The organism is Streptomyces sp. NPDC001156 (assembly GCF_053598275.1).
Window position 1 is genome coordinate 1 of sequence record NZ_JBSFJX010000220.1, and the last position, 12,683, is coordinate 12,683.

Below are 12,683 nucleotides of genomic sequence, written 5' to 3' on the forward strand. Positions count from 1 at the left end.
CCCGGCTGGTGTTGATCGTGTAAGAGCTGCTGGTCGCTGACCCGCAGCCAACGTGAGCCAGGAATCCCCCTGCTTCAGCTGGGGGAGGATTCAAACAGGGCGACTACAGCTACCCGTGCCAGAAGGACGGCCAGAACGCCACCTGCGTCATGGGCGGCGTCGACTTCTCCAAGGCTCCGAAGCAGAACATCAGCAAGGCCCGGTTCACCTCCGAGCACAAGCACCTGCCCCGGACCACCGACATCTCCGTCAAGGCCATGACGGATGACGCCGAGAATAAGGGCCTGCTCGCCCTCGGCGGCAACACGGCAGCGCACAAGGGCGATGGCGGCGGTCAGACCCCGACGCCCACGCCGAGCCAGACGGGGACCCCGACGAGCCCGCCGTCCACGCCCCCGGCCAGCCATACTCCGAACCCCGGGCACTCCGGGCAGGGCGGCGGCGGGACCACCGCGCCGCCGAGCGACCAGAGCGGCGGAGGCGGACTGGCGAACCCCGGCACGCAGATCGCCGGCATCGCGGGCGCGGCACTCGTGCTTCTCGCGGCTGGCGCAGGTCTGGTCTGGTGGCGTTGCCGCAGGACCACCGGCGCCGGGTAACACCGTCTGACGGTAATAGGACCCAAAGGCCGAAGGGGCGCCTCCGCGCAGAGGCGCCCCTTCAGGTGTGCCGGAACAGTTCGGCCGGAAAGGCCGCGCGCCCCGAGCAGCAAGTGCTGTCCGCTCGGGGCGCGCGGTTGCGGGATCCCGCGGGGTTATGCGGTGCGGCCCTTGACGACGTGCAGGGTCACCGGGACCGCCGGTAGCCAGTACGGCGTGTCGCTGCGCAGGACCAAGGACGCCGTCCAGTCACCGGGCCGGCTGATGTCCCGTGCGTTCACCGTGACCGTGAACGACACCTTCTCACCGGGCCGCAGCGTCAGCCTGGTGGGGTTCGCGGACAGCCAGTCCACGTTCGCCTCGGTCTGGTCGTAACCCGGCAGCTGCTCCACGGTCGCGACGGGCACCGGGAAGCGGCTCTGGCTGCTGCCGCCCAACCGGTACATCCCGGGGGCGCCGCCGCCCCGGTAGACCGCGGTCGGGGTGTCGGGCAGGGCCGTCCAGCTGTCCTTGCCCGGATCGTAGGCGTAGCCCTCCGCGGTGAGGACCCTGTTCACGCCGACTCGCTTGAAACCGCCGGAGATCAGCAGCCGCCCGTTGGCGGCGGTGTAGGCAGCGGTGGCGAGCCCCACGGGCATGGCGGCGATGGGCTGCCAGCTGTCGGAGGCCGGGTCGTAGACATAGGCGGCGTCCGTTTCGACGTACTCGTGGATGCCGCCCGCGCAGTACAGCTTGCCGCTGATGGCACCGCAGGAGGCCCAGCTGATCGACTGCGGGTAGTCGGCGGCCTTGGACCACGAGCGTGAGTGCGGGTCGTAAACGGACACGGCGCTTCCGCACTCGGCGTTGGTGCATCCGCCGACCACGTACAGCCGCCCGTCGATCACCGCGCTCGCCCCGCCGAAGCGTCCCTGCGGAATGCTCGGGCCCTTCGACCAGGTGTTGCTCGCCATGTCGTAGACCTGCATGGTGTCGCTGACCGTCTCCTGCGGGCCCCAGCCCCCCACGGTGTAGAGCCGGCCGTCGACGATGCCGTGCGCCGTGGCCTGCCGGGGTTCCGGCGCGGCGGCGCCGCGCTTCCAGGAGCCTGTCTGCGGGTCGTACATGTACAGGTCGGCGACGGGGCCGGTGCCGTCGAACCCGAGCGCGGAGTAGAGCTTGCCGTGGTAGCTCTCCACGGCGTTGTCCATCACCGGTGCGGGGAGGTCGGGCAGCCCGCGCCAGGCGGTCCCGGGGGTGGCGGAACCGGGGCTGGTGCCGGTGCGTTCGCCGAGCCGGAGGGTAGCGGGAGCGGTGCCGGTGTTGCGCACGGTCACCTTCCGGACAGCCTTGCCGCCGGGGGAGGTGGTGATGTCGATCCCGGTGGTGCCGACCGAAAGCTGCCCTGCCTTCAGGACGAACGAGCCCTTGACGGCCCGGTCCGCGGGGATCGTCAGGGTACGGGTGGCCGCGCGATAGGACGGCTTGGCGGCCGTGGCGGTGTGGCTGCCGCCGCCGGGGACGAACAGTCGGTAGAGGCCGTCGCCGACGAGCGGGTCGCCCGAGGTCGCCAGCGTCGGGGCAACGGGACCGTGCGCGTCGGTGTGCACGGTGGCGCCGACCAGCCCTCGTCCGGTGTTGGCGTCGCTGACCGTGCCGGTGAGCATGCCACCGCGGACCGGGGTGAGAATGCGCTGGGCGACCGTCACGTCGTCGACGGCCCAGAGCATGCCCGGCCCGGTGAAGTGGAAGCGTGCCTGCACCGCGTGCTTGCCCGCGTACGCGGTCAAGGGGATCTCCACGCGGCCGTTCCCCCACAGCTGGTCCTGGTGCCACACCGTGGTCCAGGTCTTGCCCCCGTCATCGGTGACGTCCACGTCGCCGACCTGCTCGGCGGATCCCTCGTAGTCGGTGTTGAACGCCAGCTCCGGATCGCCCGCTGCCACGAAGTCGTACACCGGGGTGATCAGTTGGGTGTCGAAGGGCTTGTCCCAGCCGGCGTGGTCGTTGTCGGCGACGGCGAAGCCGCCGGTGCCGCCGGTGTTGTTGCCCCGGCGACCCGGATCATCGAACGCCCAACCGCCTGCGGTACCCGGGGCGTTGACGACCTGCCAGCCCTGCGGTGCCCCGGCCGGGGAGTCGAAGGGCTGGTTCTCGAGAGTGTTCACCTTCAAGGTGTAGGCGGGGTTGCCACTGGCCCAGGTGTCCGCGGGCAGCGGCAGGTTCAGCGTCTGGTCGGCGCCCTTGACCGTCACGTGCCGTACCGCCGACTGGTAGTCGGGGTCGTCGGCGGCGATGCGCAGGGTGTAGGTGCTGTTCTCGGGCAGATCGAGGTGGTAGGCGCCGGTGTAGGCGTCGGACCACACGGGGGCGCCCGGCACTCCGTCCACGGTGATCTTCGCGTGGAGCGGCCAGCCGTGGCCCGATCCGTCGGTGACGGTGCCCGACACACGGTGGGTGGCCAGCTTGCGCAGCGTGAACGTGCGGGTGACGACTGCGCCGTCGCCGACATCGACGCCCGAGGCCTGCTCCGGTGCGTAGCCGTAGGCCGCGACACTGACGTCGTGGCTGCCGACCGGCAGCGGCAGGCTGTAGTGGCCCTCCCCGTCGGTGGTCGTGCTGGAGATTCCGGCCGTCACCGAGGCAGCTGCCACCGGTGCGCCGCTCGCGTCGACGACCGTTCCCGAAAGCGTGCCGTGCGGGCCCATCCGGAAGGCCGCCAGGCCGTCAGGGGTGCCGAGGCCGGTGGGTCCGTCGTAGCCCGGGCCCGCGGTGCACAGATACGCCGGGGAACACCGGCCGTTGGAGCCCGTGGTCACGTCATGGAGAGCCGAGCCGCCGGAGGCGTACGGGTAGATGTTGGGGTAGGTGCCCGCGACGGGAGTGCCGGCGTCGGCGTAGACGCCCGTGATGATCGGCGCCGAGGCGCTGGTCCCGCCGGCCACGCCCCAGCCGCCGGAGCCGCCGTAGCTGTCGTAGACCGCGACACCCGTGGCCGGGTCGGCCACCGCGGAGACGTCGGCGACGGTGCGACCGGGGCAGCCGGAGTCCTGCTGGAAGGCGGGCTTGGGCTCGTACAGGGAGCAGCCGGATCCGGTGCCGCTGCCGTCGTGGCTCCATACCGACTCGGACCAGCCGCGGGTGCTGCCGGCGTCCCGGGTGAGTGTGGTGCCGCCGACCGCTGTGACCCGGGGCGATGCCGCGGGATAGGCCACGCCGTAGCGGGAGTCGCCGGACGAGGCGACGATCGCCACGCCCGGGTGGTCGTAGTGCACGTCGGCCGCGGACTCGCCGGGGTCTTCGGGGAAGTACGTGTAGTTGGAGCCGTAGGAGTTGGAGACGTATCCCGCACCGAGCGCCACGGCCTGGTCCACGGCGGCGCCCAGATCGTCGATGCCGGCGTTGTCCGCTTCCACCAGCAGGATCCGGGCGTTCGGGGCGACGGCGGAGATCATGTCCAGGTCGAGGGAGATCTCGGTGGCCCAGCCCGGGTCGGCCGACGGGTAGGCGGTTCCGCCGCGCTGGTCGACCTTGGCGAAGCAGCCGTTGGCGGTGGTGCAGGCGGGCAGTCCGTACTGTGCGCGGTAGACGGCGAGATCTGCTTCGGCGTTCGGGTTGTCGAAGGCGTCGACGATGGCGATCGTCTTACCTGCCCCGCCGTCGCCGGGAAGACCGTAGGCGTCGCGCAGATCGGTCGGTCCGAAGCCCTGCGGGGCGTCCGCAGCGGTCCGCAGCCCCTTTCGCGCCTGGACGTCGGTGCGACGCAGGCCGAAACAGGTGAACTCATGCGGCTTGGGCGGCCCGCAGAACGGCTCGACGTGCCCCGGCAGCGAGGTGGCGAACGCTGAACGAGCCGTCGTCTCCTCTGGGGTGGCCTGGGCAGGGCCCTGTACGCCGAGCGCCGCCAGGATGGCGGCGCTCAGCAGCCCGACACCGACGGACAGACGTCTCCGCCGGTGGGGGAGGGGTCTCCGATATATGGACAAAACACAGCTCCCGTGGACATCCGGATGGTGACGGCCGATGCCGCCCCTGGATAAGTGAGTTGCTGGAAACTCCGGAAAAGTTCACGGTCCGGTCGCAGAACTTTTCGGCCGTTGTCCAGGCGGGTCTTTTGTGCCCTTTTGACCGGTATGGTCGACCGGGTGACCCGTAACTGACACGGGTAGGCGGAGCGGAACGAACATACGGAAGGGCACGAGGAGATGCGGATCGATCTGAAGGGCCGCACAGCGCTGGTCACCGGCTCGACGCAGGGCATCGGTGCGGCGATCGCGGCCGGGCTGGCCCGTGCCGGAGCCCGGGTGGGGGTCAACGGGCGCACCCCGCAGCGAGTGGAGGACAGCGTCGCGCGACTGGCACAGGAAGCGCCCGCGGCCGACTGGGTGCCCATCGCCGCTGACGTCGCGACCGAGGAGGGCGCACGTCTGACGCTGGAACAGTTGCCGCAGGTGGACATCCTCGTCAACAACCTCGGGATCTTCGGCGCCGAGAAGCCGCTGGAGATCACGGATGAGGAGTGGCGGCGCTACTTCGAGGTGAACGTGCTGGCCGCGTGCGGCTGACCCGCCTGTATCTGCCGGGCATGATGCAGCGGGGGTGGGGGCGTGTCCAGTACATCGCCAGCGACTCGGCGGTCGTCATCCCCGCGGAGATGATCCACTACGGCATGTCCAAGACGGCGCTGCTCGCCGTGGGCCGGGGGTTCGCCAAGCAGGCCGCCGGCTCGGGCGTCACGGTGAACTCCGTGATCGCGGGTCCCACCCACACCGGAGGCGTCGAGGACTTCGTCCGCGAACTCGTCGGCAGCGAGCTGCCCTGGGAAGAGGCTCAGCGTGTCTTCATGCGCGAGCACCGGCCGCAGTCACTGCTGCAGCGGCTGATCGAGCCGGAGGAGATCGCCCACATGGTCGTCTACCTCAGCTCCGAGCAGGCCTCGGCCACCACCGGAGGCGCACTGCGGGTGGACGGCGGATACGTCGACTCCATCCTGCCCTGACCGATCCGTCGGTGCGGCCGCGGGGCCCGATGGCGTTGCGGCGGCGGTGGTGACGCGCACATCGCCGTTATTTGATTGAACGATCCACAAAAGCTATAGTGGCGTCATGGCACGTAATCGGGAGTTCGACGTCGACGAGGCGGTCGACCGAGCGATGGATCTGTTCTGGCGCCGCGGCTATGCCGCGACGTCGTTGCAGGACCTGCTCGGGGAACTGTCGATCGGCAGCGGGAGCCTGTACGCGGCGTTCGGCTCGAAGGACAAGCTCTATGCCCGCGCGCTGGAGCGCTACTGCTCGCTGCAGGCGGGCGGCATCGCGGAGCGTCTGGAGGGTGCCACCGAAGTGAGGCCCGCTGTGCGCGAGGTGCTGGTGGAGATGGCCGAGGCCGATCTCGCCGACCCCGAGCGCGGATGCCTGGTGGTCAACGCCGCCACGGAGCGCGGGGGTGATCCGGCCACGGTGGACCGGGTCGCGGCCGCCATGCGGGTACTCGAATCGGCTCTTGCCGGCGCTCTGGAGAGGGCGAAGGCCCGGGGTGAACTGTCGCCCGACAAGAACCCGGTGGAGCTCGCCCGCTTCTTGACCACCTTCGTCCAGGGCCTACGGGTGGTCGGTCAGGCCCAGTTGGGCCGGGCGTTCGTCGAGGACGCCGTGTCGACGGCCCTGCGCGCCCTGAACTGATCGACGCCAGGTCCGGCCGGGCGTGGCGACGCTTCGGCGGCGCCGCGACACCGTCTCGCACACCTTCATTGTGTATCAATCAATCCAGAAAAGAGGATCATCATGGAACTGCACCTCAAGGACAAGGTCGCCGTCGTCACCGGGGCCAGCAAGGGCATCGGTCTGGCCATCGTCGAGGCGCTGAGCCGCGAGGGCGCCCACGTAGTGGCCGGCAGCCGGAGCTCGACGCCCGAGCTCGACGCCCTCCGGGACAAGTACGACGTCACCGTCGTGCCCGTCGACCTCTCCACGGCGGACGGAGCGGACAGGCTCGTCGAACGGGCCGTGGACCGGCACGGCAGGCTCGACATCCTCGTCAACAACCTGGGCGCGGGCAGTCCTCGCCCCAGCTTCCTCGAGCTGGACGACGCCGAGTGGCAGCGCATCTTCGACCTCACCTTCTTCAGCGCCGTACGTGCCGGACGCGCGGCCCTGCCTCATCTGCTGAAGTCGGAGGGTGCCGCCATCGTCAACATCAGCTCCATCAACGCCCGGCTGCCCTTCCCCATGGTCGTGGACTACTCCGCGGCCAAGGCGGCACTGACCAGCCTGACCAAGTCGCTCTCGGAGGAGTTCGCACCGCGCGGCGTACGGGTCAACGCGATCGCCCCCGGCCCTGTCCGCACCCCCTTCTGGACCGCGCCCGGCGGCTTCGCGGACGCCACCGCGGCGGCCGCCGGCACCACCGCGCAGGAGGCCATCGACGTGGTCGTGCCGCAGAGCATGGGCATCTCGACCGGACGGGTCACCGAGCCCCACGAGGTCGCCGACTTGGCGCTCTTCCTCGCCTCGCCGGTCGCAGGCAACATCACCGGTGCCGAGTTCGTCATCGACGGCGGTCAGATCAAGACCACCTGAAGTCGGCTTCGCATCGCCCGGACCGTTCGCTGACTTGCGACTTGTCCCTCCGAAGCCGCCTGGCCGGTGAAAGCCGCGTGGTGCTCGATGCCCTGGTGACCGGTCCGGTGCTTGGTGACCGGACCCGGCTCGGCGTCGTGCCGGAAGGTCGTTGCCGCTGCCCGACAAGCCGCTGGGCGCGGTGCCGTCCTGGGATCGGAATGCCGGCCGCAGGCTGGGACACCGCCGTGGAGCCGAACCTCCTTCAGGCGATCCTGCCGTGCGGCATGGCGGCGGGGGTGGGGGCGGGGCGCGGCTTCGGCGGGACGATGGGCGAGAAACCCTTGAACCGGTCGTCGAAGTCGATGCTCATGCTGAACCGGTCGACGGGGCCGGTAAGTTCGGCGGTCTCAGCTTCGAGCTGCCTCCTGTCGGCCGTATCGCGGGCGAGGAGCCAGGGGGGGCGACTGCGCCAGGCGCAGTGCGCCGGCGGCGGCCGATACCGGCCGGGCGTCGGGCGACGTCACAGTCCCGTGCCGCCCTGCACCGCCCGCTGCCGTCCTGGCCCGCGGCGACCAGCCACGTCGATCGATCGCCCCGGCGACCAGCTACGGCGGACAACTGCCCCGGCGGTCAGGCGCGTCTGACAACCGTCCTTGCGATGCCGGGCCGGACCTGACCGCGTCCGGAGCCCGAAGGGCTGATGGCATGTTCGGGTCAAATCTGTCAAACTTCCGGATGCCGTCGTCCCAACCCCAGTGGGCGACGGCGGAAATCTCACCAGCGATCTCGCAAGCGATGCGCGCAATCCGCGGCCGCCTACGGCGCACCCAAGCCCCCTGGACGGCCTCCAAGCAAGCCGGAAACCCGGCCGCTTCAAAGGAGTTTCGTGTGAGACGAACCCCCCACAAGACCCTCGCGGCGAGCGTACTTGCCGCCGTCGCGTCGGTCGCCTTCGCGCTTCCCGCCACGCCGGCGGCAGCCGCGCAGCCCACGACCGGCGCTCGGGCCGCCGACTGCACCCCGACGCAGGTGGTCAGCAACGGCGGCTTCGAGAGCGGAACTTCGCCCTGGAGCCAGTCGTCGGCCGGCGTGATCACCAATCGTGCCGGTCAGAACGCCCATGGCGGCACCAGCTTCGCCTGGCTGGACGGGGTCGGCGGCACACACACCGACACCCTCACCCAGTCCGTCACGATCCCGGCCGGGTGCAGCAGCGCCACCCTCACCTTCTGGCTGCACATCGACACCGCCGAGACGACCTCCACCGTCGCCTACGACAAGCTGACGGCGAAGATCGGCACCACCACGCTGGCGACGTACTCGAACCTCAACAAGAACACCGGCTATATGCAGAAGTCGTTCGACGTGTCGGCGTTCGCGGGCCAGACGGTGAGCCTCGCCTTCACCGGTACTGAGGACTCCAGCCTGCAGACGAGCTTCGTCGTCGACGATGTCGCACTCAACACCTCCGGCGGCACGACCCCGCCGGCGGACTCCACGCGCACCCCGGCGGCGCCCTCGTACACGGTCAGCCTCAGCAGCAACAGCACCGGCACCGTCTGGACCGGCCACGAGAGCGCGACCTTCACCAACGTCTCCTCCACCGCGCTGAGCGAGGTGTACCTGAGGCTCTGGGACAACTACCACGGCACCTGCTCCGCAATGCCGATCTCGCTCAGCAACGTCACCGGCGGCACCGCGGGCGCCCTGTCCGTCAACTGCACAGCTCTCAAGGTCGATCTGCCCAGTCCACTGGCTCAGGGGCAGACCGCCACGATCGGCTTCGACCTGGGCATCACCGTCCCCAGTGGCGCCGACCGGTTCGGGTACGACGGGGCCTTCAGCTTCATCGGCAACGCGCTGCCCGTTCTCGCGGTCAGGGACGCGGCGGGCTGGCACCTCGACCCCTACACCAACAACGGTGAGTCGTTCTACTCGCTGGCCGCCGATTTCAAGGTGACCCTCGACCACCCCAGCACCCTGCTGGTACCGGCCACCGGCACGTCGACCGACACTCCCGGCTCCAGCGGCCGTATGATCACCACTGCCACCGCCGCGAAGGTCCGTGACTTCGCCTGGGCCGCGGGCCTCTTCAGCAAGATCTCGGGCACATCGACCGCCGGGGTCCCGGTGAACGTCTACTCCGTCTCGGGCATCAGCTCCTCCAGCGCGCAATCGATGCTCACCACCGCGAAGTCCGCCGTGGACGCCCACGCGGCACGCTTCGGCGCCTACCCGTACGGCGAGTTGGACGCGGTGATCGACAACAACTTCTGGTTCGGCGGGATGGAGTACCCCGGGTTCGTCCTCGATCTGGTCAGCACCACGGCGCTCACGCACGAGATCGGTCACCAGTGGTGGTACGGCATCGTGGGCGACGACGAGTACAACAGCCCCTGGCTCGACGAGGCGTTCACCGACTACGCCACGGATCTGGCACTGAACAAGACCGGCGCCAACTGCTGGAACAGCGTCTCCTGGGCTTCCTCGGCGGAAAAGGTCACCAACTCGATGGCCTACTGGGACGCCCACTCCTCCCGGTACTCAACCGTCGTCTACGGCTACGGAAAGTGCGCCCTGCACGATCTGCGGCGCGTCCTCGGTGACACTGCCATGGCCAAGCTGCTGAAGGACTATGCGACGGCGCACTGGTACGGCGTTTCGACCACGGCCGAGTTCAAGGCAGCCGCGCAGGCCGCCACGACCACGGACCTGACCTCGTTCTGGACCACGCACCGCATCGAAGGCTGACCGGACATCGGTTCGCCGCGGCGGGTGCCTCCCGGCGCGGCGAACCGATGCCGTCCGACAAGTCGCGACCCCCGCCGTCACGGTCGGATACGAAGCTTTTGCGATTTCGCGGGGATCCCTCGAATCGCCTTCCACCTGCAGGTTGTCGATTTTGTCCGCCTCCTGGGTCCGCCCGTCACAGCATGTTCACCAGGTCGCACCTCCTGGGCGTTCTACGGGCGTGGTGTCATTCCCGCGCTCGCCACCCCCCATCGGTACGTCAACTCGACTAGGAGACAGGCATGTTGTGGAAGGTCCTCGGCCGCGCAGGTGTCGCCCTGACGGCTGGTGCCGCAGTGCTCGCCACCGCCGTCCCCGCGAACGCCGCCACTTACTCCGCGTTCGCCTTCTCGCAGACCGGCAGCCAGCCCACCATCTACGACTTCATCAACTCGGCGACCGCCTCGCTCGACATGACGATGTACGAGCTGGAGGACACCACGGCTGTCAACGACCTGATAGCCGAGAAGAAAAAGGGGGTCACCGTGCGGGTCATACTGGACCGCCAGCACCAGACCGCCAACAACTCGGCCTACAACGCCCTGAAGAACGCGGGCGTGGAAGTGGTGTGGTCCCCCTCCGCCTTCGTCTACACCCACCAGAAGACCATCACCGTCGACGGCGTCAAGTCGCTGATCATGACGGGCAACCTGACCTCCCAGTACTACACGACCAGCCGTGACTACGGCGTGTTCGACGACGACACCCGTGACGTCGCGTCGATCGAGAAGGTCTTCAACGCGGACTACGCCGGCAGCTCGATCACGCCGACCGACGGCGGCCATCTGCTCTGGTCGCCCACCGACTCCCGCAACCGCCTGCTGTCCCTGATCAACGGCGCCACAGCGAAGCTGGACATCGAGGAGCTGGAGCTCGGTGACAGTGCGGTCGTCAACGCCATCGTGGCGCGGGCGAAGGCGGGCGTTGCCGTGCGGGTGGTCCTGGAGAGCCCGTCCAGCTACTCCAGCCAGGTGTCCGCGATCAAGGCGGCGGGTGGCACCGTCGTCGGATACTCCGACCCCAACGGCTTCTACATCCACGCCAAGGCCATGGTCGCCGACTACGGCCTGTCCACCCAGAAGGTGGAGGCGGGCTCCATGAACATCAGCAGCAACTCGCTGGACAACAACCGAGAGGTGGGTCTGGTCCTGACGGGCACCGGGGTGGCCGAGTCCGTGGCCACCACCGTTGAGACCACCTTCGGCAGTGACTTCGCGGGTGGCACCCGGGCGTGACCCTGAACGGTCGGCCCGGCCCCGATCCCCGCGGCACCCGCCTGCCGTCGGAATCGGGACCGGCCCTTCGCCCGCAGGTGCGCTCCCGAGGAAACCCTGGGCTGTCCCGACGAGCTACGGCAAACTCGCCATCCGCTCTCGAGGCAACCGTGCTGGTCGCAGCCCTGGACGAGTGGCTGTGCCCAACTGCGAACCGACATCCTGACGACCGCCCGAACGGCATGCCCCACGGCCGGCCAGGCGATAGAGTCCGGATGTGCGTTGATCTTCCGGGCGGCGGCCATGTGCAGCCGCAGACGGTGCAGGGCGCCTCCCTCAACAGGGGCCGCCCCAGCGGGCATACCCGTCACCGCCCCACCGGAGATCCACATCATGACTGCTCAGCAGCCCCTCACCTACGACGCGTTCGTCGAACTCGCCGTCGCTGATTCAGCCGTCGTCGGCCTCGTCCTCAAAGGCTCCCAAGCCCACGAGGGCATGATCACCCGGCACTCCGATCACGACCTGTATGTGGTCCTTGCCGACAACGCAACAACAGATCTCACCCGGTTCACGGGCCACCGCACCCCCGAAATCGACCTCGTCATCGTCTCGCTCGCCCAGTTCCGTGCAGCCGGAATGCCCGGTTTCGAGTGCTACGCCCTCGCCCGTGCCCGGATCGTGCTCGACCGGCTCGACGGAGGTATCACCAAGATCCTGGCCGACAAAGCGCGTCTTCGCGCCGATGAAGCGTGCAGAGACTCCCGTTACTGGCTCGACGCCTATGCCAACTCTCTCTACCGCTCCGTCAAGAACCACCGAGACGGCCATGCACTCGCCGCCCGCCTCGACGCCGCCGACGCCATTCGGTTTCTGCTGGAGCTGCTCTTCGCTCTCGACCATCGCCCCCGGCCCTACAACAAGTACCTGGAGTGGGAGCTCGCCCGATACCGTTCCTCGTCAGTGAGCAGGAGTGAGTCTTGTACCCAATCCTGGTCAACTGGCGCATCCCGAACGGTGGTGGATGCACTGGTCTCCCGCGTTCGCGCCGCGTCCGGCGGCACGGATCGTGTCCGTGGTCCAAGGATGCGGGGGCGGGTTCCCTCACGCCCTGGGGTGCCGTGTCCGGCCTGGGCGGTCCGATGCCCCACACGATCGCTCTGGTCGTGTGGGGGCGGTGCCGTCCGTCGCCGGATGCGGTGCCCCAGGGCGCGCCTGCCGATCGCGATGCTCGCGGCCTCGTGACGGCTGGTTTTCCTGGTCGTGTGGGTGAGGGGCCCCAGCCAGTGCTGGGCGCCCCACCTGCTGGTGTAGGCCGGGTCCACGGCGACGATGGTGACGCCGAGTTCGGCCGCCATGCTGACGAGCCGGGCCCGCAGCTTGGACACGGGCATGCCGGAGATCAACCGCCGAAACCGCCTCTGGCGGCCGTGCTTCTCCCGGGTTTTCACCGCGGCGAAGTCGAGGTCTTCGATCGCGATCGACACCCCGTGGCGTTTCGCCCAGTGCAGGAGCCGGATCAGTGCATGCCGTACCTGGGC

General features: G+C 69.2%; 6 protein-coding genes and 3 pseudogenes. 7 read left to right on the forward strand and 2 right to left on the reverse strand.

The window, feature by feature from the left end; all coding sequences use genetic code 11:
- Positions 1–149: 149 nt before the first annotated feature.
- Positions 150–599, forward strand: a complete 450-nt coding sequence (locus ACWDA7_RS43950; RefSeq protein WP_450612630.1) for a hypothetical protein — start codon at positions 150–152, stop codon at positions 597–599.
- 155 nt (positions 600–754) lie between these two features.
- On the opposite strand, the gene ACWDA7_RS43955 is transcribed toward ACWDA7_RS43950, so the two are convergent.
- Positions 755–4,504 (reverse strand): carboxypeptidase regulatory-like domain-containing protein, encoded by a 3,750-nt coding sequence (locus tag ACWDA7_RS43955; protein WP_450612640.1) that lies wholly within the window; start codon positions 4,502–4,504, stop codon positions 755–757.
- Positions 4,505–4,783: 279 nt separating this feature from the next.
- On the opposite strand from ACWDA7_RS43955, the pseudogene ACWDA7_RS43960 reads away from it, so the two are divergent.
- From ACWDA7_RS43960 to ACWDA7_RS43985, 6 genes and pseudogenes are all read left to right on the forward strand, one after another.
- Positions 4,784–5,577: pseudogene (locus ACWDA7_RS43960) on the forward strand (SDR family NAD(P)-dependent oxidoreductase).
- Positions 5,578–5,683: 106 nt separating this feature from the next.
- Positions 5,684–6,259: a TetR/AcrR family transcriptional regulator gene (locus ACWDA7_RS43965; protein WP_450612632.1), complete on the forward strand. Its 576-nt coding sequence runs from the start codon at positions 5,684–5,686 to the stop codon at positions 6,257–6,259.
- A 102-nt stretch (positions 6,260–6,361) separates the two neighbouring features.
- Positions 6,362–7,156, forward strand: a complete 795-nt coding sequence (locus tag ACWDA7_RS43970) for an SDR family NAD(P)-dependent oxidoreductase (protein WP_450612634.1) — start codon at positions 6,362–6,364, stop codon at positions 7,154–7,156.
- A gap of 870 nt (positions 7,157–8,026) precedes the next feature.
- The gene (locus ACWDA7_RS43975; RefSeq protein ID WP_450612636.1) at positions 8,027–9,889 is read left to right on the forward strand and encodes a M1 family aminopeptidase; all 1,863 of its coding nucleotides are present in this window, start codon (positions 8,027–8,029) and stop codon (positions 9,887–9,889) included.
- Positions 9,890–10,170: 281 nt separating this feature from the next.
- Positions 10,171–11,163, forward strand: coding sequence for a phospholipase D-like domain-containing protein (locus ACWDA7_RS43980; RefSeq protein ID WP_450612638.1), 993 nt, complete (start codon positions 10,171–10,173; stop codon positions 11,161–11,163).
- 372 nt (positions 11,164–11,535) lie between these two features.
- Positions 11,536–12,093 (forward strand): annotated as a pseudogene (locus tag ACWDA7_RS43985) (hypothetical protein); the annotation flags it as partial.
- Here ACWDA7_RS43985 and ACWDA7_RS43990 read toward each other — a convergent pair.
- Positions 12,057–12,683 (reverse strand): annotated as a pseudogene (locus ACWDA7_RS43990) (IS200/IS605 family accessory protein TnpB-related protein); the annotation flags it as partial. The pseudogenes ACWDA7_RS43985 and ACWDA7_RS43990 sit on opposite strands and share 37 nt — an antisense overlap.

Coding starts and splice junctions, on each gene's coding strand:
- ACWDA7_RS43950 (WP_450612630.1), top strand. CDS start 150: ATGGGCGGCGTCGACTTCTCCAAGGCTCCGAAGCAGAACATCAGCAAG.
- ACWDA7_RS43970 (WP_450612634.1), top strand. CDS start 6,362: ATGGAACTGCACCTCAAGGACAAGGTCGCCGTCGTCACCGGGGCCAGC.
- ACWDA7_RS43980 (WP_450612638.1), top strand. CDS start 10,171: ATGTTGTGGAAGGTCCTCGGCCGCGCAGGTGTCGCCCTGACGGCTGGT.
- ACWDA7_RS43965 (WP_450612632.1), top strand. CDS start 5,684: ATGGCACGTAATCGGGAGTTCGACGTCGACGAGGCGGTCGACCGAGCG.